Here is a 26,523-nt window from a genome sequence, read left to right on the forward strand (position 1 = left end):
AACCTTTCTGAACAAATCCAGAAAGGTTTTTTATAACTATAAAAAGATAGTACTTACTACTCTTCTATAGTTTCTTTTTCTTTAGTTTTTAAACCAACTTTGCTTAACGTATCATGCATAATAGGAGTGGCTATAAATAAAGAGGAATAAGTACCCACAACTATACCAATAATCAAAGAAAACATAAACCCTCTTAATGGTGCTGCAAATATAAAGATTGCTATAAGTACTAATAATGTTGTTAACGATGTATTTAAAGTACGGCTTAATGTACTATTCAATGCATCATTGACATTTTTACCAAGAGATCTTCCGGTATGTTCACTAAAGAACTCCCTGATTCTGTCAAACACTACCACCGTATCATTTAACGAATATCCTATTACCGTTAATATTGCTGCTATAAAAGCCTGATCTATTTCCATATTAAACGGCATAAACTTATAAGTTAATGAGAATACCCCTAACACTACCAATACGTCATGGAATACCGCGGCAACAGCACCTAAACTAAATTGCCATCTTCTAAATCTAAGTAAGATATATAGGAACACCACTATTAATGATCCTAATACAGACCAAAATGCAGCTTGTTTTATATCATCTGCTATAGTTGGACCTACTTTCATAGAGGACATAATACCAACTTGCTTATCCTCATCTCCATTAGCAAATTCATCATACGTCAATCCATCGGTTAGATAAGGTTTTAAAGCAGTATATAATTTATTAGATATTTCAGAATCTACCTCTTCTCCTGTTTCTTCAACCTTATACTTCGTTGTTATTTTTAACTGGTTATTCGCCCCCAGAGTTTTTGCCTGTGCACTTTCAAACACTGCTATCAAGTCTTTTTCTACGGTAGTTGGGACTACATCTTTAGCAAAACGAACGGTATATGTTCTACCTCCAACAAAATCCACTCCATAATCCAACCCTTGTGTAAATAAAGATCCTAATCCTACAAGAATAATAACTCCAGAAATTGCATAAGCTACTTTACGCTTCTTTAAGAAATCAATATTTACATTTTTAAACAAGTTCTTGGTCATTCCTGTAGAGAATGCTAATTCTTTACCATTTTTACCATACCCGTCTATAAATAATCTGGTAACAAAAATTGCAGTAAACAAAGAGGTTAGAATACCTATTAATAAAGTAGTTGCAAAACCTTTTATTGGCCCCGTACCAACTATTAATAGTATAAGCCCTGTAAGTCCCGTTGTTATGTTTGCATCTAATATAGAAGATAAAGCGTTGCTAAATCCGTCTTTTATGGCATCTGCCTGGGATTTTCCTTTAGCTAATTCTTCTCTGATTCTCTCAAAGATTAAAACATTTGCATCGACAGACATACCAATAGTTAATACAATACCTGCAATACCAGGAAGTGTTAACACTGCTTTTAAACCCGCTAAAACTCCAAAAATAAACAGAATGTTAACTACCAATGCTATATCTGCATAAGCCCCTGCTCTACCATAGTAAAATACCATCCAGATTAAAATTAGTACTAATGCTATTGCAAAAGACATAATACCACTATCGATAGCTTCTTGTCCTAAGGATGGTCCTACTACTTCACTTTGAATAATATCTGCTGAAGCGGGTAATTTACCAGCTCTTAATACGTTTGCCAAATCCTGACCTTCTTCGATAGTAAAATCTCCTGTAATTTCACTTCTACCTCCACTAATTGCTCCTGTAGTTACTCCTGGTGCAGAATATACAATATCGTCTAATACAATAGCAATCTGACTTCTTTGGCTAAATGCCCTACCGGTCATTTCTTCCCATTTCTTAGCTCCTTTACCATCCATTTGCATAGTCACGGTAACAATCCCTACCTGATTGTATTCTTGTCTGGCATCGGTAATAACCCCTCCACTTAATTCCGGGTCGTTATCTCTGTTCCCTTTTATAGCATACAGGTCTAAAATCTCAGAATCTTTTACTGGTTTTCCCCATGCAAACTTTACAAAACGTTGCTCTACCGGCAATAGCGCTCTAACTTTAGGATCGTTAAGATATGCCATAAACTGCGCTGCATTTTTCTTCTCTACAGACACAACTACAGGTCCTCCTTGTCTTCCTTGCCCTGCAATCAGGTCAAACAAAGGATTAACCTGAGCTTCTAATTTTGTTGAATCTTCTGCATCTTCTAACAGGTCATTGATAGCAGAATCTGCATCTGATTTTGTAGAATCTGATTTGGTAGAATCTACTTGAGTAGAATCTGCCACTATTTCACTTACTTCTTCTGCTTCTGCTTTAACTTCTTTAACAGTATCTGCTTGTTCTTTTAAAAGGTTATTAGCGGCAAACAGGAATGAAAGAATTTCTTCAGATTTATACACATCCCAGAACTCTAATTGTGCAGTACTGGTAACCAAAGTTTTTACTCTTTCGATATCTTTGGCTCCCGGAAGCTCTACCAAGATACGACCAGACTCTCCTAAACGTTGAATATTTGGTTGTGTAACCCCAAATTTATCAATACGCTTACGTAAAACCTCAAATGCAGAGGTTACAGACTCGTCTATTTTTTTCTTCAAAATAGGCTTTACTTGCTCATTGGTCATATCATAAGTGATATCATCACTTAAGCTTTTGTTAGCAAAAATATCTGGCGAAGCTAGTTTAGCATCCGGAATTTTATCAAACTCTGTAAAGAAATCTTCCAGATATGTGTTTTGGCTATTTTTTTGCGCCTCGTCGGTAGCCAGTAAAGCTTGATTAAATGAAGGGTCTTTGGATTTATTAGCAAGCCCGCTTAAAATATCTTTTACAGAGATTTGCAAAATAACATTAATCCCTCCTTTAAGGTCAAGACCTTTGTTTAATTCTTTATCTTTTGCAACATTATACGTTATCCCTGCAAAAATCTCTTCTTTACCAATAGAGTCCAGATAAATGCGCTCTGCAACTTCTCTAAATTTCGAATAGTTTTCTACATTATCGGGATATTGCTGTTTTGCATAAGCTTCTGCCTCTTTTTCTTTTGTATAGGTCATGTAAGTATATGACAATTGGTAAATACATACCAAGCCAAATAAAATAGCAAACACCTTAACAAGTCCTTTATTTTGCATTATTTTTTATTTTTTTAGATTAAACCTTTTGTAAACGAGTAATTACAATAATCTACTCAAGGTTTGAAATTATTTGAAATTATTTGAAATTATTTAAGTACTAAGTAATCTTAACCATAGTGATGATACAGGCTACGTTTAAAAGTTAACAATGATTTTTAAGAGTTATTAATTACTCTTTTTTAACTTTTAATAAAAATGCGATTATTTTTCAGGAAATTCTTAAAAGCTTTTGATCTCCCAATCAAGAGATTGGCCCTGCCCTTACTTCTGGTATATTACGTGAAGTGTTATCTATTGTTATTGCAATATTTGTATTTACTTTTTGGGCTACTTTTATAAGTTTCTCTATATAATTAGTATCTACTTCTGAGACAAAACTATAGGTATTAGAGCCCGAATATCCATTTTGTTCATGTTTTACTTCTAAAACATATTTGCCAATAAAGTCAGAGTCTAAATCTGTACCTTTTTGGATTTCATAAACATCCAGATTATAATTTTTGGAGTTTTTGTGTAAAGGAAAAGGGTCCTCATCTTCGTTATTATCATAAAAAACATGATCTAACTCTACATTTTTCTCTTTAGAGAGCAATCTTTTAATATACTCTACATCTACATCACTGTAATACGCAATTTTAAGCTTACCGTTATTTAGCTCTTGCGATATTCTGGTGTTTTTAACACCTATGGATTGTAATTGTTTTTTTACAATAGTAATTGCGTTTTGAGCTTCTACAGAAGTAATCTCAATATCCACAAATTCTAATACAATCTCCTGATTAGGTACAACGGTTTGCTGTTGAACAACAACAAGCAATGCTAATGTAGCAATTAAAATACCGAAACACCATTTTTTCTTCATCCCGCAAATATAAAAAAATAAAAACGGCATTTCTTAAAGTCTTTAAACAAATATTTATTACAAATCGCAGAACGTCTTCAAAACTTAAAAACAAAAGCTTGAATCTCTTTCTGGCAAAGACTTTGTTTACCTTAAGGCTATTTATAAAAAGTATTTAAAAACAATGAGAGCTACTTTTTGAGTAGCTCTCGTTAGATTTTATGACTAGGATGAATTATAATTCTAATAATCCATTTGTTTTTTTAACTCCTTCTGCACTTTCAGCTAGTTTAGCTTTTTCTGCATCATTAAGTTTAATCTCTACAATTTTTTCAATTCCATTTCTGCCTAAAACTACTGGTGCTCCAATACATAAATCATTTAATCCGTATTCTCCTTCTAATAGCACAGAACATGGGTATATTTTCTTTTGGTCACATGCAATTGCCTGCACCAATCCAGAAACTGCTGCACCTGGTGCATACCAGGCTGAAGTACCTAATAATTTTGTTAATGTAGCTCCTCCTACTTTGGTATCTTCTGCTACTTGTTGTAACCTGTCTTCAGAAATATACTCTGATACAGGTACGCTATTTCTTGTTGCCAATCTGGTTAATGGTACCATTCCTGTATCACTATGTCCTCCAATCACCATTCCATCAACATCTGAGATAGGAGCCTCTAGTGCTTCTGCAAGTCTGTATTTAAAACGTGCGCTATCCAAAGCTCCTCCCATTCCTATAATTCTGTTTTTAGGAATACTAGTGGCTTTATGCACTAAGTAAGTCATCGTATCCATAGGGTTACTAACTACAATAATGATTGTATTGGGGGAATGTTCGATTAAGTTAGTAGCTACGGTTTTAACTATACCTGCATTTATACCTATCAATTCTTCTCTTGTCATTCCTGGTTTACGAGGAATCCCCGAAGTGATTACAGTAATATCACTACCCGCAGTTTTAGAGTAATCCCCTGTAGTCCCTGTGATTTTAGTATCAAATCCGTTTAAAGATGCGGTTTGCATTAAGTCCATTGCTTTTCCTTCTGCGTATCCTTCTTTAATATCCAACAACACTACTTCAGAAGCAAAATTCTTTATTGCTATATATTCTGCACAACTAGCACCTACTGCACCGGCACCTACTACTGTAACTTTCATCGTTTTAAATCTTATTTAATTAATATTTATACGTTATATTGAAATAATTTCAATACGTCGCGAAAATACAAATTCTTTGATGAATTAATTAACAAATAAGGTGTTAATTACCAGCCAAAATTAAGGCCAAGAGAAATGTTATTATAGTTTTGAAGTGTATAATCCAGATTTGCATTAAAAATACCAAACTTTACTTTTGCACCTATAGATGCTTTTACTCCTTTTGTTTTGCTTTTCACACTTATCGGATCTGTAATTGTTTGTGACATCAATGGCCCGTTCAGTATTTGATAAGTACCTAACACATCTGCATTACTAGAACCAAAATAATAGCCTAATCCTGCGTAAATATTGAAGGCTGGAAATTTGGTGGACACGATACTTGTAAGTAACCAGGAATTAGTATTCAAACGTACTTCTTTATCTGTTCCCAAAATACCACTATCCTCATTTATCTCATAAAAGCCTTTTACATTGGTATAGCCCAACAATGCAGAAAGGTGGACCGGCCATCTCTTTAATGGAAATACCCAATCTGTAAATTCATGCTGAAAAGCGACACCATACAATTGTATCTCTGCATCTTGTACTGCCTTAATTTTTGGCAGAAATCTTATTTTAATTTCGGTACTCTTAATCAGACCTAAAGATCCTTGAATAAACCCACTTGGCAAAGAGTTAGTTTCTGAATCCCCAATTCCATTTGGCAAAACCACTTCTACTTCTGCCGGGGTTCCTTGATTAAACACTACCACGATATTTTCTTGATTATGCCCAAGAGCATTGCCTACACTTTGACTATTTTGTCCATTTCTGAATGTCAGATCTGTATACTCTGCTGTATGCATAATAAAGGATTGTTTTTCTTCTCTTACAAAAGAAAGATTGCCAACAACCCCTGCTTCAAAATGCCATAGTTTTTTTGTTTTTGCAGAATTATACCATCCGTTAGATACGGTATTTACCAAGGATTCTCCTGCAGAGGCAAAATAATCTTTACTAAATATTTGTGCATTTTCGATTCCAATTTTCAAAATTTGATCGATTTCTGTTTGTGAATAACTAATATGACTAAGTAGTAATGCTAGTAGCAAAGTACATTTTTTCATAAGATCTGGATTTAACATCAACTAAATTTTAAGTCACAAATGTGTCATTATAAAATTTTAATCAATATAATAGGCCTTGCAATATAAAAAAAATCCGCTATATCAAATATATATAGCGGATCTTAAATATAATTCTAAAAGCGTTATGCATCTATTTTTGCATATACTGCATTTTTTTCTATAAACTCTCTTCTTGGCGGTACTTCGTCCCCCATTAACATTGAAAAAATCCTATCTGCTTCTGTGAGGTTATCGATCGTAACCTGACGCATAGTTCTAAATTCAGGGTTCATTGTAGTATCCCACAATTGCTCAGCATTCATCTCTCCAAGACCTTTATATCGTTGTATTTTAGAATTTTCTCCAAACTCTTTTATAATTCTGTCCCTTTGGTCATCGTTCCATGCATACTGTTTTTTAGTTCCTTTTTTCACTAAATAAAGTGGTGGAGCTGCAATGTAAATATGTCCGGCTTCAATTAATTCTTTCATGTAACGGAAGAAAAAAGTTAGTATCAGAGTAGAAATATGACTACCATCCACATCGGCATCACACATAATAACCACTTTATGATACCTCAATTTTGAAATATTCAATGCTTTGCTATCCTCTTCTGTACCAATGGTTACTCCTAATGCAGTAAAAATATTCCTGATTTCTTCGTTTTCAAAAACTTTGTGATGCATAGCTTTTTCTACATTCAATATTTTTCCCCGCAATGGTAAAATTGCCTGAAACATACGATCCCGTCCTTGCTTTGCCGTTCCACCCGCAGAATCTCCCTCGACCAAAAATACTTCGCATAATGCAGGATCTTGTTCTGAGCAGTCTGAAAGCTTACCTGGCAACCCTCCAATACTCATTACAGATTTACGTTGCACCATTTCTCGCGCTTTTTTGGCGGCATGTCGTGCCTGGGCAGCAAGGATTACTTTTTGAACAATTATTTTTGCATCGTTAGGGTTTTCTTCCAAATAATTTTCCAACATTTCAGAAACTGCTTGTGATACAGCTGCGGTAACCTCTCTGTTTCCTAATTTGGTTTTTGTTTGCCCTTCAAATTGTGGTTCCTGAACTTTCACTGAAATAATAGCTGTTAATCCTTCTCTAAAATCATCTCCGGCTATTTCAAACTTCAGTTTATCCAGCATCCCTGAAGCATCTGCATACTTTTTAAGTGTAGAAGTAAGTCCTCTTCTAAACCCAGAAAGATGTGTTCCTCCTTCATGGGTATTAATATTATTTACATAAGAGTGAAGGTTCTCTGCATACGAATCATTGTATGTCATTGCTACTTCTACAGGGATATCATTTTTCTCTCCTTCCATAGAGATAACATCTCCAATAATTGAGCTACGACTTGCGTCCAGAAACTTAACAAATTCTTTTAACCCTTCTTCAGAATGAAAAATCTCTCCAATATCATTTCCATCCTTATCTTTATTACGCTTATCTGTTAGCTTAATAGTGATCCCTTTATTAAGGTATGACAATTCCCGCATACGACTTGCCAAAGTATCATAGTTGTACTCTAAGGTTTGTTGGAAAATAGTGGGATCTGGTCTAAAAGTAACTACCGTACCTCTAAAATCGGTTTCTCCTGTAGATTTTACAGGATATAAAGGTTTTCCTTTTTCGTATTCTTGTTCCCAAACTTTGCCATCTCTGTGCACGTAAGCATGTAAATGGTCTGAAAGTGCATTTACACAGGATACACCAACACCATGTAGTCCCCCGGAAACTTTATAAGAATCTTTATCGAATTTACCACCGGCACCAATTTTAGTCATTACAACCTCCAGAGCAGAAACACCTTCTTTTTTATGAATTTCTACAGGGATTCCCCGACCATTATCTTTTGTAGTTATAGAATTATCTTCATTTATGGTAACATCTATTGTATCACAATGGCCGGCAAGGGCCTCATCAATAGAGTTATCCACAACTTCATATACCAGGTGATGCAATCCTCGCACCCCAACATCTCCAATATACATTGACGGGCGCATGCGCACATGCTCCATTCCTTCTAATGCTTGAATACTATCGGCGGAGTAATTATTCTTATTAGCTTCTTCGCTCATAAAATCCCTTATTAATTATTTTATTTTTTTTGATAACAAACAAAGATAAAAAAAGAGTAAAAGGATCAAAGGGTTTTGCCAAGAAGGATTTAACGAGTTATCAACAATTAATTAAGAAAAGTACCAGAAAACAAAAAAAAGCTCTTAAAAACGATAAAAAACACCTTAAATCGAATCCTGTATTAATATTAGGTTTTGTAAAATATTTATAAAATCACTCTAACCTGCTTAGAAATCGAAAAACAAAACCTAACATGCCCTTTCTAACACCACCCCCACTATAGTTTATTAATATTGATATATCATTAACATAATTTTACTGCAATATTAACATTTTCTACATACTACCTAACACAAAGAACAGTTGTTAGTTCGCGAACAATATTGTTCATTAAAACCAACTGTTTTAAATATTAACACAAACTCAATTTAACACAAACAAACATTATGAAATTCAACAAAAAATTTAACGTATTTAAAGCTGTAGCACTATGCTCAGTATTATGTTTTACTTCTTGTCAAAAAGACAACATCAACGAAAACACAGACCAAAATGTAACATCTACAAATGAAAAAACTATTGAAAAATATTTTCAAGGAAATTTAGTGGTTGTAGAAGATATAGGTAACGGAGAATTTCTGTATAATTCAGACATTATACTTTCTGCAAATATGCTGTCTGATACGCCTCCTCCTGTTTTTGACCCCAAATTACCTCCAAGTACTGAAGCCGGACAAAAACTAGCAATATGGGGCTCAACTAAAAAGTGGCCGAATAATACTGTGGTTTACAAACTTGGATCATTAAACAGTACTTTGCGCACTAACTTAACAGCAGCTTTCAAAAGATGGTCTGATAAAACCAATATAAAATTTAAAGAAAGAACTAATGAGTCAGATTATGTAACTATTTATGAATCTACGAACGTTTGTTCCGGATGCGGCCAAGCATCATTTGGAATACAAAGGAACGGAAGTGTGCAACTGGGGCATTCTGCCAGTATTAGTTTAATAGTTCATGAATTAGGGCACACTCTTGGGTTTGTGCATGAACAAACAAGATCAGACAGAGATGATTATGTCCTTATAAAATCTGAAAATATCCAGAGTGGTATGGAAGGTAATTTTAGAAAAGATCAAAATGCTAAATTATTAACTGGTCCGTTTGATATTAAATCTATAATGATGTACCACCCTTATGCATTTTCTAAAAACAATAAACCAACCATTACTTTACTTAATGGAGAAACCTATACTGAGGCACAACAAACAATATCCCCTTTAGATATCGAAGGTACCAATAAAGCATATCCTAATAATGATGGTAATCCTGGTGGTGATATCTGTGCAGACGTAAACCCATGGGTTTCCGGACAATCTTATTCTGAAGGAGACAAAGTAACCTATTCCGGATACTTGTATACTTTACAAAATGGCACATGGGTACAAGGAGAAAAATGCGGAAACTAAAATAATTTAAAATTCTCTGATAAAAATAAAATCGAATTTGTAAAGAAGGCTGCAATTAATTTTTGCAGCCTTCTTTTAATTTTACAATCAACAACCTTAGAGCAGGTCACAAGATATGTTGTTTGAAACACATTTTGCTTTCGAAACAAGTTACAGAAGATTAAAATTATAAAACCCTGAGCATCTATCCCTACAGGGGTTTACATCTAACTCAAATTTTCAGTTTACGCTTTACTTAATATGCCTCTTCATGTACATTAGCAACTGCTCTTCCGCTTGGATCATTCATATTTTTAAAAGCCTCATCCCACTCTAGCGCAATTTTTGTACTGCATGCTACCGATGGTTCCTGAGGAACACTTAATGCTGCTGTGTCGCTTGGGAAATGTTCTTCAAAAATAGAACGATAATAAAATTCTTCTTTGTTTTGAGGTGTTTGAACAGGAAATCTAAAATGCGCATTTGCCATTTGATCGTCTGTGATCTCCCTATTTACCATTTCTTTTAAAGTATCTATCCAGCTATACCCAACTCCATCAGAGAACTGTTCTTTTTGCCTCCAAACCACACTTTGTGGCAAATAAGATTCAAAAGCTTTACGAACAACCCATTTCTCCATTCTTTCGCCATTAATCATTTTATCCTGAGGATTAATACGCATTGCAACATCCATAAATTCCTTATCCAAAAATGGCACCCTGCCTTCTATTCCCCATGCAGCAAGTGATTTATTTGCTCTTAAACAGTCATACATGTGCAATTTACTAAGTTTGCGCACTGTTTCTTCATGAAACTCTCGTGCATTTGGTGCTTTGTGAAAATACAGATATCCTCCAAAAATTTCATCTGCCCCTTCTCCAGAAAGTACCATTTTTACTCCCATAGACTTAATAACCCTTGCCATTAAATACATTGGCGTAGATGCTCTAATAGTAGTTATATCATAGGTTTCTAAATTATATATTACATCTTTTATAGCGTCTAAGCCTTCTTGAATAGTAAATTTAATTTCGTGATGTACCGTACCAATATGATCTGCTACTTTTTGAGCTGCTTCTAAATCTGGTGAGCCTTCTAGTCCTACAGAAAAAGAATGTAATTTTGGCCACCATGCATCTGCTGTATCCCCTGATTCTATTCTTTTTTCTGCATATTTTTTTGCAATAGCAGAAGTTACAGAAGAATCCAAGCCTCCGGACAATAATACCCCATAAGGAACATCGGACATCAATTGCCTGTGAACCGCAGCTTCCAGAGCATCTCTAAGCGCATCAATACTGGTTTGGTTATCTTTTACAGCATCATAATCCACCCAATCTCTTATATACCACTTTTTAAACTCCCCATCTGCACTATCCATATAATGTCCCGGAGGAAATAATTCGATTTTAGTACAAACCCCTTCAAGAGCTTTTAATTCTGAAGCCACATAAAATGTTCCGTTTTGATCCCACCCTATATAAAGTGGAATAATCCCCATGTGGTCTCTAGCTATAAAATAGGTGTCTTTTGTAACATCATATAATGCAAATGCAAAAATACCATTCAGATCATCCAAAAAACCTGTACCTTTTTGTTGGTACAATGCCAAAATCACTTCACAATCCGATTCTGTTTGAAAATCATATATTCCTTCAAATTGTTTGCGTAACTCTCTATGGTTATAAATCTCTCCATTAGCAGCTAGTACTAATTGTTTATCTGAGCTAAACAAAGGTTGTTTGCCCGAAACCGGATCTACAATAGCCAATCTTTCATGTGCCAAAATTGCATTTTCATTAGAGTAAATACCACTCCAATCCGGACCTCTATGGCGAATTTTTTTAGACATTTCTAACAACTGAGGCCTTAACGCCTCTACATCTTGCTTTATATCAAAAGCGCAAACAATTCCACACATATTATTATTCTTTATCTATGATTATGAAGTCAAAGATGTAATTATAACTACATAATAAAAACAATAACTCATTATAAGGTTACTAATCAACACAAAAAATACTAAAAAACACTAAAACTGTTATTTATTAATAATCATCTCTTGATAGAAATATCAAATTGTCACTTCAAATATTTAACAGAATTTATAGACTTGATTAACATATCTCTTGTAAGTTCGCCTATATCTTTACAATTATTATAAAAAATTAAATTTACCTTATGAAAAAATCACTCTTATTAATTATTTTAATGTTTTTGGGTACTTTATCTTCAATAAATGCTCAAAAATTTGAAGGTTTACAAAAAAGTCCTACTGATATCTCTTATGCCAAAAAAGATAGAAATGAAAAACCAGAAATTAAAGTAATATATAGTCGTCCTCAAAAAAAGGGGCGTAAAATTTTTGGTAATCTGGCTGCTTTTGATAAAGTATGGAGAACTGGTGCTGACGAAGCAACTGAGATAAAGTTTTTTCAAGATGTAAAAATGGGAGATAAAACCATCAAAGCAGGAACATATTCTTTATTTACGATTCCCGGAGAAAAAGAATGGACTATTATTATAAACTCTGATCTGGATAGTTGGGGTGCCTATACGTATGATGAGGCCAAAGATGTTGCAAGAATTAAAGTACCCGTTTCTAAAGGTGAAGAACTGGAAGTTTTTTCAATAGCATTTAACAAAGTAGATAAAGGCTACCACATGGTTATGGGGTGGGATACTACACGTATTGAAGTTCCTTTCTATTTATAACAAAAAAATAGCTTGAGAATTATGGTATTCTCAAGCTATTTTTTCCTCAACTTTGTTATTTAATACCCAAAAAAGATACTATAACATATTTCTTTCCTTTCTTCTTTTACCTGTGAATCGCGTGACCAGATGCTCCAGGTAGTTCTTTTAAAAAGTCCATTACAACTCTAAAAGTTAATCTAAATTTTGTGTAAAATAGCCCCATATGTTCTTGTTTGAAATTAATAATAAAAATTTACATAAATATAACACCTATATTACTGGATGTCAATAATTTTCTATACATTTTAGATGTAATCCAAGGTTTTATCGACAATAAACACAAAAAACCTCATTTCTAAACTGTTCCTTGTTCTTTTAATTGTCATTTTACACAAGAGCAGCAGGGTAATTTCCCTCGATCTTTTTGTAAATATGTAAACAAAATATAATATTTTGTTAGTCTCTTCTTTTTTAAAATTGCCCCTCAACAACTTTAAAAATACTATTACCTATGGATTGCATTACTGCAAGCCGATGGCAATTGTCTCAAAAAAGCTTTTAATGCTTTAATGTCAATAACCATAATACCGTAAAATAGCTTCATAACCTTTTGATTTATTTTTGTTATACAAAGATAATGCGCAGTTAACAGGATATAAAAAATTTAACATTTATAAAATATTTTTTCGATGTAAACAGTATAAAAAACGCTATAAGAGCACTTTTAAAAATTATAAATCAACAATAAAAAGAAAAATCCTACAACAAAAAAATGAATTTTAGGGGTTTTTTCCCCTTTTTTAATGCTTTTATCTCTTTTTGTAAGATATTTAATCTATCAAAAAACAAAAGAATTGGGTTTAAAATTAGGTCGGCAAATTTATAACTTGTTCTTTTTTACTATAACAGAGCAAAAAAAAGACCATTCAGAACTAACTAAATGGTCTTTTTTATCATTTTTCTAAAAATGTATTTTTTATATATTCTTAACAAACAAAATTTGTTCAACAAATATTTTCTTACTTCTCTAATTATATCATCTGCGCATAGCATAAAGAGAAGCTCCCGGTAATTCTTTTAAAAAACCAATGACAGATTTAAAATTAAATCCAGAAATAAAGTATAAATTTTTCATAATCGATTTGCTATAAGTTAGTTATATAAAAATAAAACAATTATCATATCTTTAAAATGAATAAATCTATAAATTTCAGATTTTCGATATAAGTACAAAGCAAATATGCTGAAGAGCTTGTAAAGGTATAAAAAGCAAAAGAACACGTAGTCTTTTTCCTTCAATAAAAAAAACAACAAAAGGTAAAATTATTTTCAAGAGATGGTTTTAACGTAAAAAATATAATCATTAATACATGTATAACTAACCAAAAATCCTGTAAGTCACTAATTTTAAAAATATTATGGGATATTTAAGTACTTATGTGTCTGCAAGGAAACTTTCCATTTCGGGTTTTTCATAACATATTCTACTATCAAAGGAATTATTTTTTCACGAACGCTCCATTCTGGTTGAAGATATAGTACACAATTCTCAGAAACTCTGGAAGCCTGCTCTTCTGCAAAAAGAAAATCATTGTTGTTATACACAATACATTTTAGCTCATCTGCTTTTGTATAAATTTCTGGTTGCGGAAGTTTTATTTTTTTAGGGGAAAGGCAAACCCAATCCCATATCCCTGTTAATGGATACGCTCCTGAGGTTTCGATATGTGTTTTTGCTCCCTTATCCTTAAGGCCCTTTGTTAACAATGTCATATCCCAGGTAAGGGGTTCTCCTCCTGTAACCACAACTACATTACTGTACTTTAATGCATTGCTCACTATCAACTCTGTATCTGTAGGAGGGTGTAAATCTGCATTCCAACTCTCTTTTACATCGCACCAATGGCATCCTACATCACAACCACCTATCCTTATAAAATATGCTGCTGTTCCTTTATGATATCCCTCTCCTTGAATAGTATAGAATTCTTCCATTAAAGGAAGCATCTTACCTTCGTTAACCAATTTTTGTATTCTCTCTTGCATAAGGGTGCAAAGGTAAATAATTATAGATTATTAATTCGAGATTATAAATTTCGAATTACGATAAAAATTTATGTCAAAAAAGTTTAAAGCTTTTTTGCTTGTAAAATTAAATTGACACAACAAAGCTATCTGGATATAACAGCTATACATTCTATTTCTACCCTGGCTCCTGCGGCAAGTCCTTTTGCTGCAAAAGTTGTTCTTGCTGGTTTATTAGAGAAATACTCTTTATATATCTCATTAAAGTCTGAAAAATCTTCGATATCTGCTAAAATAACAGTGCATTTTACCACATTTTTCATTGTCATACCATGATATTCCAAAACTGCCTTGATATTTTCTAAAGCCTGTTTGGTTTCGGGTCGTATACCCCCTTCAACCAATTTTCTAACACCATGGTTCATCCCAATTTGACCAGAAAGAAAATACAAATCCCCAACTTGTACAATATCTGAAAAAGGAGCTCCATTTTTTTTGGGTTCATGTGTTTTATGAAAAACAACGGTATTTGCTGTTCTTAAAGATTCGTTTTTACAGCTAATAAGAAATATAAAAAAACAACTAAGTATTGTTATTATTTTCATGAATACTATATATTTAAGAATTAGTATTATTATTCACTTTTTATTAAAAATAGATTATAATTTCAATAGAAAAGCTAAGATTCCTATTTTTATCAAAAAAAACGTATGCAACTATGAATGACAATCAGGCATTTTTTGATCATATTAATCAAGGTTACATTACCAAAGGGGATTTCATCACTATGGGATCAGCCATGTATAACGGAGAGACGGTAACCAATGCGCATGTTAAAATTCCTTTAAAAACATTAAACCGCCATGGATTGATTGCCGGCGCAACAGGTACGGGTAAAACCAAAACATTACAGGTCATAGCTGAAAATCTGAGTGAGCAAGGAATACCGGTGCTTTTGATGGATATCAAGGGGGATCTAAGTGGAATTGCGGCAGCAAGCCCCGGGCATCCAAAAATCAATGAACGCCATGAAAAAATAGGAATCCCATTTGAAGCTAAAGGGTTTCCTGTAGAAATCCTGTCTCTTTCTGATCAGGATGGGGTTCGGCTTCGAGCCACGGTTAGTGAATTTGGCCCCGTTTTACTTTCAAGAATACTGGATGTAAGTACAACACAAGCAGGAATTATTTCTATCATTTTTAAATATTGTGACGATAATAAACTACCCTTATTAGATTTAAAAGATCTAAAAAAAGTGTTGCAATTTGCTACTCAAGAGGGAAAAGAAGAACTGGAAAAGGATTATGGACGAATTTCTACAGCATCAACAGGATCTATTTTAAGAAAAATAGTAGAACTTGAGCAACAAGGGGCAGACATATTTTTTGGAGAAAAATCTTTTGAAGTTCAGGATTTATGCAGAATTGACGAAAATGGAAGGGGAATTATAAATATTATTAGGTTGACAGATATACAGGATAAGCCTAAGTTGTTTTCGACTTTTATGCTTAGCCTTCTTGCCGAAATATATAGCACATTTCCAGAACAAGGAGATAGCGGGAGACCCGAGTTAGTGATTTTTCTGGATGAAGCTCACTTAATCTTCAAAGAAGCTTCTAATGCTTTGATGGGGCAAATTGAAAGTATTGTAAAACTTATACGATCCAAAGGTGTGGGCTTATATTTTGTAACTCAAGATCCAACAGATATACCCGATGGGGTATTAAGCCAGTTAGGTTTAAAAGTACAACATGCGCTTAGGGCATTTACCGCAAAAGATCGTAAAGCTATTAAACTAACTGCCGAAAATTATCCTATTTCAGAGTATTATGATACTAAAGAAATCCTAACATCTCTAGGAATTGGAGAGGCTTTAATATCTGCGCTAGATGAAAAAGGGCGCCCTACACCGCTAGCTGCTACAATGCTACGTGCCCCTATGAGCAGAATGGACGTTTTAACTGAGGTGGAATTAAAAGATCTCTTAAAAAAATCAAAGCTTATCTCTAAGTATAATGAAAACATCGATAGAGAAAGTGCTTATGAACTGCTCCATAAAAAAATAGAAAAAGCAGAAGCTGAAGAAGCAAAAGCTGCTGCCAAAAAAGAAAGAGAAAAATTGGACAAGGACTCCTCTTCTTCATCCAGAAACAGAAGAGCCAGTACTACAGAAAAAGCAGTTATAAAAGTATTAACCAGTGCTACTTTTATAAGAGGTGCTTTGGGGGTACTTAATAAGTTATTAAAATAAATTACGTTACTAATTAATAAAAGAAACATTTAATCTGTTTGTTATGATAAAAAGAATTTTTCAAGTCCTTTTCGCATTGATATTTGTTTTTAGTTGCCAAAAAGAACAACGACAAGACCCTTTTGAAATTACTAAAAACAGAGTAGGACTATTAACCAATGAGGTAAAAATAAATCAATTAGATTCTGTTTTTGCACAGGATTCCATTGTAAAAATAGCTGCAAACGACAAATATTTAAGTAACGTAAACGAAATAGAAATTTTTGAAAAAGGAGGTGCCAGACTTTTGGTGCTAGAATCCAGTAACGAAGATAGCTCAACATCTACCATACAAAATATTCAAATAATAGATCCAAGATATAAAACAGAATCAGGATTATCTTCAAATAGTTTGTTTAAAGACATTAAGGACCATTACAAAATTTCAAAAATTAACAATACACTAAGCACAGCTGTTATATTTGTAGATAGCATTCAGGCTTATTTTACTATAGATAAAAAAGAATTATCCAAAGATTTTCAGTTTACCACAGATAAAGAAATAAAAACAGAAGACATTCCTGATTCTGCGAGGATTAAAAACTTTTGGATAAGCTGGAGTTCTAATTAAAATAAAGAAGCATGGGCAAAAAATATCATATTCAAAAATCCCCGTTTGTGGTTCCAACTACAGATGGAAAACTAATTGAAGAGCATTTTGGTATGATATCCTGTAAGGATGCCCAAATAAGTATTGCACACATGATAGCTCCCCCAAATTGGAGTGAACCTTTTCAGACTCCGGAATTTGATGAATATACTTATATCATAAGAGGTAGGAAACAATTTATAATAGAGGGTGAAAAAATAATTCTGGAAGCCGGGCAATCTATTAAAATCGAAAAAAACACAAGGATTCAATACGCTAATCCTTTTAATGAGGAGTGTGAGTATCTTGCCATTTGTCTTCCGGCGTTTACTATGGAGGCAGTACATCGTGAAAATGAATGAAAGAAAGATATAAAAATTATTTACCTGTTATTATTGGAAAATACATCCAATTCCTTTTCTTTTTTCGCCCGAAAAAGGCTCTTTACAAAGCCTATATACTGTTTTCTACTCCAAGAAAAGGAAACGTATTACCCGAACAAGAAAATTTTTTGAAAGAAGCAGGAGACGAAGTAATCGTATTTGAAGATATCTATATCCAAACCTACAGATGGCCTAATATGGGAGAAACTATACTTTTGGTTCATGGATGGGAAAGCAATACACATCGTTGGAAAAATCTAATCCAAAAACTACATAAAAAAGGGTATAATATTATTGCATTTGATGCTCCGGCACATGGTAATTCGTCTGGACGAATACTAAACGTTCCTTTATACTCCGGATGTCTACAAAAAATAGTCGAATTATATCGTCCTAATCACATACTAGGGCACTCTGTTGGTGGGATGGCCGCTATATTTCATCAATATACCTACCCAAGTAAAGAAATAGAGAAATTAATAGTGCTTGCTCCTCCTTCAGACTTATCAAGAATTATGAAACAGTATCAAGATATTTTAAGGTTATCCACTACCTTTATGGAAGCCCTCAATTTATATTTTAAAGAGAAACACGGTTTTTATTTTGAAGAATTTTCTGCCTCTGCTTTCTCCAAAAAACTAAATAAAAAAGGATTATTGATCCACGATAAAAATGATACCATTGCTCCTTATACCGAAGCTGAAGCTATAAGTAAAAACTGGATTGGAGTGCAATTTATTTCTACTGAAAACTACGGGCACTCTTTATTTTATGATGAAGTTGATAATATGATTATTGATTTTTTGAAAACATAGGTTCTGGTTTATAATAGCATTGATAATTTTATCGAAACTCAGCATATCCCATCCCCAGCCCTTCCCAGAAGGGAATCAAAAATTGTAAACCTATACCAGGATTTAGTTAATAATCTGTAAACTTTTTTAGGACGAGTCAAAAGTCCTTCCCTTCGGGAAGGATTTAGGACACGATAAACATCTTTAAATCAATTAAATATATATTTACAACTATCAACGCTATTATAAACCAGAGCCAAAACATAAAACTTTCATCTATTCATATATATACTTATATAACTGTTCTTTAAAAAAAACAGTTTACTCACTTAAAAGTATTGTTTACTCATTATTACTTTCTTAAAAATTATTTTAACCATAGATTTACCACAAATAATAATTTCAAAATCATGAAAAATAAAATTTGTACCCTACTCCTATTGATAAGTTCTGTTGTTTCTGCTCAATTAAAAGGAAATGCTACAACAATTTCTATGCAAAACAGTGTAATATCAGAAAGTATAGGAAACGCTGCCATTATACAACAATTCAGGCACCAAAATTTAGCCCCAGATCCAGTAATCACAATAAATGTTAAGGCACTCAATAATATTATAGCAAATTCTTATACTGCGGTTTTTAATATTATACAAATTGGAAAATCGTCTGAAGAGACCAATAACTTAATGAAAGACAGAATAATAAAAGTAAAAAACGAATTACTTTCTAATGGAATTTCTGAGGAAGACATTATTATTGATGTTATATCATTTGTTCCGGTTTATGAAACCATTATGGAAAAGAAACTATTTAGCAAAAAATATAATGAAGTCCCTAAAGGTTTTGAATTACAGCAAAACATTCATATAAAATTTACCAAAGTACATCAGTTTGAAAATATACTTACAGCTTGCGCAAATAATGAAATATACAATTTGGTAAAGATAGATTATTTTATAAACGACATACAAACAGTATATAAAAACCTGCGTCTGGAAATAGTTAAAGTTTTAAAAGAAAAACAGCAATTTCATACAGATTTAGGCTTTGATCTGACCTCATATCAACCAATCATTGCGGATACAAAATATTGTTATTTCCCCAAAGAGTTTTATAAAAGTTACCAAGCTTTTAGTTCCTCCTCATTAGAAGCATTCGACAAAAAACAAGGGGTTATAGCTGCTGAAAAACAAACCTCCTACTATTATGACCCAATTTCTTATAAGGATTATGATATTGTAATCAATCCCTCAATAGTAGAGCCTGTGATTCAAATAGGTTTAGAAATAAAATTACAATACACTTCAAAAGCTAAGGAACAAAAGCCCGTTGAAAAAGAAGTTACAAAAACAAAATACTTTTTAGTCTCCCCAGATGGAAAGATTGACATTAAAGAACTAACAACAAGTTAGACGACCTAAATTAAATACCCAGCAGGGTTAAAAACGGTTATATGAGCACAGACCAGAGCTAAAAAAAATTAACTTCCAGAAAACAAATATTTATTATCACTGCTTTAAACGCTATCTTTGTATACTATTTTATTTTTATGCCTGAAAAAACACTCACCAGACTTAACAAATATTTAAGCGAAGTTGGTTATTGCTCGCGTCGCGAAGCAGATAAACTAATAGATCAGGGTCGTGTTACTATTAATGGCAACATCCCGGAAATGGGGACCAAAGTTATGCCAGATGATATTGTGCGCGTAGACGGGGAACTTATTAATCAACCAAAAGAAGAGCATGTTTATCTGGCATTTAACAAACCAGTGGGTATTGTTTGTACAACAGCTCAAAATGAAAAAGATAATATTGTAGATTTTATTAATTATCCTAAACGTATTTTTCCGATTGGAAGATTAGACAAACCTAGTGAAGGTCTTATCTTTTTGACAAGTGATGGGGATATCGTCAACAAAATCCTTAGAGCAAGAAATAATCACGAAAAAGAGTATTTGGTTACTGTAAATAAATTAATAAGCCCTCTTTTTATAAAACGAATGGGCAATGGAGTTCCTATACTGGATACTATAACACGTAAATGCGAAGTAGAACAAATTAGTAAATACGAGTTTCGAATTGTATTAACACAGGGGTTAAATCGTCAAATCCGAAGAATGTGCGAATATTTGGGGTATAATGTGGTTAAGCTAAAAAGAATTAGGATAATGAATGTTGTGCTGGATATTCCCCTTGGTAAATGGAGATATATTACAGAAAAAGAACTAAAAATCCTGTATTCAGACACAGGGGATTCAAGTAAAACCGAAGAGGCTTCTGTATTAAGAGATACTATAACCAACAAAAATGATACTTCCCCTAAAAGTTTTACTAAAAAAAATCAAACAAGAAGAAATAACAACAATCAAAAATCCAAAGAATCTGGAAATAAAAAACAAAGAGGACGAAAGGGTTAATTTTTTTTAGACAGAGGTTGGCCAGATAGTCACCTCCAATTCCCAGCTTCAAACCTCCGACTTCTGACATATAAAAACTATTGAAAAAGACAAGCTTCACACACATAAACATTTGTTAATAAAGTATTTTACACATTGCTTTAGAATAAGTATTTATCTACTAACCTCTGTGCGTTTTTTCAAATGTTAATTATATATTAATTACGCCCCTATCCCAACCCATTACTCTTTCAAAATGAGTAAATTACTTTTATTTATCAATCAGAACAATTATGAAACGACTGATATTTTTTCTGTTTCTTCTAACAAATATACTAGCTTGGGGTCAGACAGAATACGAGCCTTCTATGGCCTACCCTTTTGGACAACCAAATCCTAATGCTCCAAAAGAAATAATAGATTTTTTGCCTTTAATAGGTATTTGTGATTGCACATCGCAAACCAGAAATCAAGACCAGACATGGGCAGAACCCAACAAAATGACTTGGGAATTTAAGTATATTATGAACGGAATGGCAATTCAGGATCAAACCTTAAAAGAAGACGGAAAACATTCTGGAAGTATCAGGCAGTTTATTGCCGATAGTAGTAAATGGTATGTACACTATTATTCGACAACGCCATCTCCGATAATTTCTACATGGGAAGGAAATAAAAAAGAGGATAAAATCATTTTATATAAAAAAAACAAAGCCCCCAATGGTATGGATGGTTTTTATAAAATTAGTTTTTACGATATTAATGATAATGGATATAAATGGATTGGGGAATGGGTAGATGTAGCTGAATCTATCTCTTTTCCTACTTGGAAAATAGAATGTACTAAACGAAAAAATGTAAAAAACATCTCTGATGAAGATAAAATAAAAGCTGCTGCAAAAAAATTTTCTATTGCATATCTAAATAAGGATTACGAAGCTATTGCTGCACTATATACTAAGGATGCTAAAATTTTTCCAAATAACGCTCCAATCATTGCAGGATATGAAGCTATTAAAAAAAGATGGGAAGGATCCAGTGGTTACACTGCACTAGAGCACGAAATTATTGCCACAGAGATCGTTGTGCTTATGGATACAGCTTACGATTACGGTATATATAAAGGTAAGAACAAAAAAGATGATGGAACCGAAATAACATATCAAGGTAAATATGTTGTAATCTGGAAAAAAATAAATGAGGAATGGAAAATGTATCTCGATATTTGGAACAGAATAAAAAATTGATTTAATAAATATACTAATCTTATTTTTACTTATGAATATACTATCTCCATTTCACTTGGCAATCCCAGTTGATGATATAGAAAAAGCGAGAGAATTTTACAACAAAACCTTAGAGTTAGAAGAAGGAAGGAGCAGTTCTCATTGGGTTGATTTTAATTTTTTTGGCCATCAATTGGTAATTCATTATAAGCCAAAAACCGGTTTAGAAAACAACCATAAAAATCTGGTAGATGGCAAAGATGTTCCTGTACCTCATTTTGGTATCCTTTTAGAGTGGCATATTTGGCAAGATTTAGCAGAAAAGCTATTGAAGAAAAACATTCAATTTGCTATTGAACCATACATAAGGTTTAAAGGAGAAGTGGGTGAACAAGCTACCATGTTTTTTTACGATCCTTGTGGCAATGCGCTTGAGTTTAAATCATTTAAAGACAAAACTCAGATTTTTGCTAAATAAACAAAACCCAGCACTTTTTATCTTATCACTACATATCCTGTTTAAACCTCTGTAAAACATTGATCTCATATAAGTTTTGAATCTAATTCATATCTTTTAAAGCATTTTTGCTATATTTATGTTCACCCTAAGTCCTGTTCTTTTTTAACATTTTTAATATAGACAATTACAATACCTGTAAATAATCAACAATAACCGTAAAAACTTAACTATGAAAAAAAATATACTTTTAGCTATTTTAATTTTATCAATACTGGTTAGTTGTGGTGTTCCCCAAGCTGATTTTGACAAATTAAAGGAAGAAAATGAAAAACTTAAAAAAGAAATTACTGAATGCCAGTTAACTGCTAGTCAAATCCTGGAACAAGCAAATGAATATTATGATGCCCTGGACTACTCAAAAAGTAAGGACAAGCTAATTACTCTTATAGACAAGTATCCTAACTCTAGGGAAACAAAAAAAGGTAAAGATTTGCTTCAAAAAATAGAAAAAGAAATTATAGAAAACTCTAAAGCCCTGGAAAAAGATCAGATAAAAGAGAATAATAATGAGGATTACAAAAATGCTATTTCTAAAATGAAAAAGAAATATGACGTTGGCAATGAAGTAACCTGGTACTCTGATAAATCTTCAAATTATGCCAATGATCAAAATTATATTCAAACTTATATTGGTAAAAAAGAAAAAAGAAGACCATGGTTGGCATTATCTATAAATTATTTTACCAAAAATGACTGGCTTTTTATTCAAAGAGTCGAAATAATTGTAGACGGAAAAACTTATGAAATAGAAGAATACACTCCGGGAGAATTTAACTCGAAAGAAGAAGCTGGAGGAAAAAGAGAGTGGATAGAGCGCGTTATAAAAGGTTTGGATATGCCTATGATAAAAGCATTAGCTTCAGGAAAAGATGCAGAAATCAAATTTGTAGGTAAAGACGATCTTGACACAAGAAAGATAAGCAACGAAGAAAAAAAGGCTATCAAAAATGTTTTGGAAGCTTTTGAGGCTTTAGAAAAAACAGAATGATATTTTATTGATTAAAAAAACTTAAAAAAGAGGGTCTGAAAAGTCAAATACCCTCTTTTTTTATTGTGATTTTTTCAAAAAATTAGCTCCAAAAAAGGATTCACTAAAAAACAAATAGTTTTTCAGAAATCATTAATAATAATTCAGTTAAATTTTATCAAAAATTACTTTTCAGACCTCTTTTTATATACTCCGAACAATAGATTTAAAAAAAATCCATAATTACCCTTATTTTGTTAAAGGTTTACTAAAAAAATCTTCCTATATTCTCCCCCTAAGAAAAACGTAGCAAAAAAATGGATTTTACCAACCCCCTCGTATATGGAGTGCCCTGCTTTTTAGGGTTAATATTATTAGAACTCACTTATAGTAAAACTCACGATCACAAAGATTTGTATAACTGGAAAGATTTAACCGCCAGTCTTACCATGGGAGTTGGTTCTGCACTATTAGCCCCTTTAATCAAAACAATATCTGCTATCGTAATATTCAATTTTGTTTACGAAATTTTTAACCCAGAGATTAATGGTATAAGAACAAATATTATGGGTTGGGAATCTTTTGGATATGCTTGGTATGTTTGGATTATATGCCAGCTTGCTGATGACTTTACCTATTATTGGTTTCATAGACAAAATCACATGGTAAGAGCATTATGGGCTGCACATATTGTACATCACTCCTCTGATAATTTTAATCTAGGTACCGCAGTTCGAAACGGTTGGTTTACTATTTTATATAAACCTTTATTTTATATGTGGTTACCAGCTATAGGATTTCCTCCAGAAATGGTAGTAGTCTGTTTGGGGATAGAAGCTTTATGGCAATTTCAATTACACTCTGTATATATTCCTAAAATGGGTTTTATCGAGAAAATATTTAATACCCACACAATGCACCAAGTTCATCATGCTAAAAACATAGAGTATATGGACAAAAATCATGGAGGATTTTTAAATATTTTTGATAAAATATTTGGTACATGGAAAGCTCTCGACGAAGATATAGAAATACAATATGGTGTTACACATGCTCCAAATTCATACAATCCCTGGGTTATCTTAACCCATGAATACAGAGACATTTGGATGGATACCAAAAAATCAAAAAACTGGTATCATAAATTCATGTATATTTTTGGGCCTCCGGGTTGGAGCCATGATGGTAGCACTTTGACCGTAAAACAGATGCAACGAGAGCTTAATGTAAAATAAACCATTTGTTGCTTTTCTTGTTATTATTTAAAAAAATGTACCTTTAAATTCAATATACGAATTTGGATTCTTAATATTTTCAAGAATATTATAACTATGAATTATCAAAATATTATAGATCAACAGAGGCATTTTTTTTATACAAATACCACAAAAGATATTCCTTTTAGGATAAAGCAATTAAAGCATTTAAAAGATATTCTAAAAAAAAATGAAACATTACTTTACCAATCTATATACAACGATTTTAAAAAGTCTGAATTTGAAACTTATACTACAGAATTATCTATAATTTATCATGAAATTGACTTAGCTATAACAAAAACGAAAAAATGGGCTAAGAAAAAGAAAGTTTCTACAGGACTTGTAAACCTGCCCGGTATAAGTTACATAATCCCCGAGCCCTATGGAACCATTCTTGTTATAGGAGCGTGGAATTATCCTTATCAATTATCCCTTTGTCCTGCCATTGCTGCAATTGCTGCGGGTTGTACCGTTGTTCTTAAACCCAGCGAAATATCATCGCATACCTCTGCCACAATGGCCGCACTAATCAATCAAAACTTTGACCCTTCTTTTTTTAAAGTTATCGAAGGAGGAGCAAAAGAAACTGCCAATGTTCTGGATGTAAAATTTGATAAAATATTTTTTACTGGTAGTGTAGCTGTAGGAAAAATAATCTATCAAGCTGCTGCAAAACATTTAACTCCTGTAACTTTAGAACTAGGAGGTAAAAGCCCTGCTATAATCACTGAGGGCATTGATATTGATATGGCTGCAAAAAGGCTTGTATGGGCAAAATTTCTTAATGCAGGACAAACATGTATCGCTCCTGATTATGTTATGGTTGCATCTACCATACAAGATCAGTTTTTAACTGCTATAGAAAAGTATATCAAAAAAGCTAACTACAATGTATCTAATCATAATTATACCCAAATTATTAATGACAAAAATTTTAACAGGCTTTATAATTTAATAGACCCTGATAAAATCTATTTTGGAGGGGATAACAATCCTAAGGAAAGAATTATTTCTCCTACTGTACTTATAAACGTTGCGTTTTCTGATAAAATTATGCAGGAAGAGATTTTTGGCCCTATTTTACCCATACTAACATTTGAGAATATTGAGGATGCCATTAAAAAAATAAAAAAACTTCCCAACCCCCTTTCTTGCTATATATTCACCAAAAACAGAGCTATAAAAAACAAAATATTAAAAGAAATTTCCTTTGGTGGCGGCGCAATAAATGATGCTGTTATGCATTTTGCAGAAAAATCGCTTCCCTTTGGAGGTGTTGGAGATAGTGGAATTGGAAATTATCACGGAAAATACGGGTTCGATACATTTTCACATTACAAAAGTATATTACAAAAAACCTTTTGGGCAGAACCTAACTTAAAATACCCTCCTTATAGCTCTTCAAAATTAAAGTGGTTAAAACGATTAATTGGTTAAGGTTTTAAAATAAATACTACTTTTTTATTAAGCTATGGTTTCCCGTAAGATTTTTTGAAAATCCTTTAGTACTTTAGATATCAAATAAATTATACTAATTCAGCTTTGAAATTGGTATTATACTTAGAACCTGAACTGGCACTTTTATTTTTTTAACCATGTGCCCTACTACGAATTGATTACAAATACGTACGAAAA

At 32.7% G+C, this 26,523-nt stretch carries 21 protein-coding genes; 13 read left to right on the top strand and 8 right to left on the bottom strand.

What is annotated here, in order from left to right:
* Positions 1 to 56: 56 nt before the first annotated feature.
* From secDF to gyrB, 5 genes are all read right to left on the bottom strand, one after another.
* Complete coding sequence (secDF, locus tag ACZIYX_RS06665; RefSeq protein ID WP_462681431.1) at positions 57 to 3,092, bottom strand: protein translocase subunit SecDF; 3,036 nt, start codon at positions 3,090 to 3,092, stop codon at positions 57 to 59.
* 244 nt (positions 3,093 to 3,336) lie between these two features.
* Positions 3,337 to 3,987 carry a hypothetical protein gene (locus tag ACZIYX_RS06670; protein WP_462681432.1) on the bottom strand — a complete coding sequence of 217 codons (651 nt, stop codon included), beginning with the start codon at positions 3,985 to 3,987 and terminating at the stop codon, positions 3,337 to 3,339.
* 184 nt (positions 3,988 to 4,171) lie between these two features.
* Positions 4,172 to 5,098 (bottom strand): malate dehydrogenase, encoded by a 927-nt coding sequence (gene mdh, locus ACZIYX_RS06675; protein ID WP_462681433.1) that lies wholly within the window; start codon positions 5,096 to 5,098, stop codon positions 4,172 to 4,174.
* A 107-nt stretch (positions 5,099 to 5,205) separates the two neighbouring features.
* Entirely contained in the window at positions 5,206 to 6,207 is a 1,002-nt protein-coding gene (locus ACZIYX_RS06680; protein WP_462681434.1) for a DUF6588 family protein, read from the bottom strand.
* 143 nt (positions 6,208 to 6,350) lie between these two features.
* A complete protein-coding gene (gene gyrB, locus ACZIYX_RS06685) occupies positions 6,351 to 8,291 on the bottom strand; it encodes a DNA topoisomerase (ATP-hydrolyzing) subunit B (RefSeq protein WP_462681435.1) in 1,941 nt (646 codons plus the stop codon).
* A gap of 447 nt (positions 8,292 to 8,738) precedes the next feature.
* On the opposite strand from gyrB, the gene ACZIYX_RS06690 reads away from it, so the two are divergent.
* On the top strand, positions 8,739 to 9,761 hold the full coding sequence (locus ACZIYX_RS06690) for a M12 family metallopeptidase (RefSeq protein WP_462681436.1): 1,023 nt from the start codon (positions 8,739 to 8,741) through the stop codon (positions 9,759 to 9,761).
* A gap of 235 nt (positions 9,762 to 9,996) precedes the next feature.
* On the opposite strand, the gene asnB is transcribed toward ACZIYX_RS06690, so the two are convergent.
* Positions 9,997 to 11,661 carry an asparagine synthase B gene (asnB, locus tag ACZIYX_RS06695; RefSeq protein ID WP_462681437.1) on the bottom strand — a complete coding sequence of 555 codons (1,665 nt, stop codon included), beginning with the start codon at positions 11,659 to 11,661 and terminating at the stop codon, positions 9,997 to 9,999.
* 260 nt (positions 11,662 to 11,921) lie between these two features.
* Here asnB and ACZIYX_RS06700 point away from each other — a divergent pair, with 260 nt between their 5' ends.
* A complete protein-coding gene (locus ACZIYX_RS06700) occupies positions 11,922 to 12,455 on the top strand; it encodes a DUF2911 domain-containing protein (RefSeq protein WP_462681438.1) in 534 nt (177 codons plus the stop codon).
* A gap of 1,398 nt (positions 12,456 to 13,853) precedes the next feature.
* Here the strand turns inward: ACZIYX_RS06700 and ACZIYX_RS06705 are convergent.
* Both ACZIYX_RS06705 and ACZIYX_RS06710 read right to left on the bottom strand, forming a co-directional pair.
* On the bottom strand, positions 13,854 to 14,483 hold the full coding sequence (locus tag ACZIYX_RS06705) for a 7-carboxy-7-deazaguanine synthase QueE (RefSeq protein ID WP_462681439.1): 630 nt from the start codon (positions 14,481 to 14,483) through the stop codon (positions 13,854 to 13,856).
* A 125-nt stretch (positions 14,484 to 14,608) separates the two neighbouring features.
* Complete coding sequence (locus ACZIYX_RS06710; RefSeq protein ID WP_462681440.1) at positions 14,609 to 15,067, bottom strand: RidA family protein; 459 nt, start codon at positions 15,065 to 15,067, stop codon at positions 14,609 to 14,611.
* 113 nt (positions 15,068 to 15,180) lie between these two features.
* Here ACZIYX_RS06710 and ACZIYX_RS06715 point away from each other — a divergent pair, with 113 nt between their 5' ends.
* From ACZIYX_RS06715 to ACZIYX_RS06765, 11 genes are all read left to right on the top strand, one after another.
* Positions 15,181 to 16,713, top strand: coding sequence for a helicase HerA-like domain-containing protein (locus ACZIYX_RS06715; RefSeq protein WP_462681441.1), 1,533 nt, complete (start codon positions 15,181 to 15,183; stop codon positions 16,711 to 16,713).
* Between the two features lie 43 nt (positions 16,714 to 16,756).
* On the top strand, positions 16,757 to 17,323 hold the full coding sequence (locus ACZIYX_RS06720; protein WP_462681442.1) for a hypothetical protein: 567 nt from the start codon (positions 16,757 to 16,759) through the stop codon (positions 17,321 to 17,323).
* A gap of 11 nt (positions 17,324 to 17,334) precedes the next feature.
* Positions 17,335 to 17,703, top strand: a complete 369-nt coding sequence (locus ACZIYX_RS06725; protein ID WP_462681443.1) for a cupin domain-containing protein — start codon at positions 17,335 to 17,337, stop codon at positions 17,701 to 17,703.
* Entirely contained in the window at positions 17,700 to 18,539 is an 840-nt protein-coding gene (locus tag ACZIYX_RS06730; protein WP_462681444.1) for an alpha/beta hydrolase, read from the top strand. Before ACZIYX_RS06725 ends, ACZIYX_RS06730 begins: the two co-directional genes overlap by 4 nt.
* A gap of 389 nt (positions 18,540 to 18,928) precedes the next feature.
* Complete coding sequence (locus ACZIYX_RS06735) at positions 18,929 to 19,930, top strand: SIMPL domain-containing protein (RefSeq protein WP_462681445.1); 1,002 nt, start codon at positions 18,929 to 18,931, stop codon at positions 19,928 to 19,930.
* 137 nt (positions 19,931 to 20,067) lie between these two features.
* Positions 20,068 to 20,937 carry a 23S rRNA pseudouridine(2604) synthase RluF gene (rluF, locus tag ACZIYX_RS06740; protein WP_462681446.1) on the top strand — a complete coding sequence of 290 codons (870 nt, stop codon included), beginning with the start codon at positions 20,068 to 20,070 and terminating at the stop codon, positions 20,935 to 20,937.
* Between the two features lie 272 nt (positions 20,938 to 21,209).
* A complete protein-coding gene (locus ACZIYX_RS06745; RefSeq protein WP_462681447.1) occupies positions 21,210 to 22,163 on the top strand; it encodes a YybH family protein in 954 nt (317 codons plus the stop codon).
* Between the two features lie 31 nt (positions 22,164 to 22,194).
* Positions 22,195 to 22,620: a VOC family protein gene (locus ACZIYX_RS06750; protein WP_462681448.1), complete on the top strand. Its 426-nt coding sequence runs from the start codon at positions 22,195 to 22,197 to the stop codon at positions 22,618 to 22,620.
* A 211-nt stretch (positions 22,621 to 22,831) separates the two neighbouring features.
* Positions 22,832 to 23,650, top strand: coding sequence for a hypothetical protein (locus ACZIYX_RS06755; protein WP_462681449.1), 819 nt, complete (start codon positions 22,832 to 22,834; stop codon positions 23,648 to 23,650).
* Positions 23,651 to 23,946: 296 nt separating this feature from the next.
* Positions 23,947 to 24,864: a sterol desaturase family protein gene (locus ACZIYX_RS06760; RefSeq protein WP_462681450.1), complete on the top strand. Its 918-nt coding sequence runs from the start codon at positions 23,947 to 23,949 to the stop codon at positions 24,862 to 24,864.
* Between the two features lie 96 nt (positions 24,865 to 24,960).
* On the top strand, positions 24,961 to 26,325 hold the full coding sequence (locus tag ACZIYX_RS06765; protein WP_462681451.1) for an aldehyde dehydrogenase family protein: 1,365 nt from the start codon (positions 24,961 to 24,963) through the stop codon (positions 26,323 to 26,325).
* Positions 26,326 to 26,523: the final 198 nt, after the last annotated feature.

Source organism: Aquimarina sp., assembly GCF_977115655.1.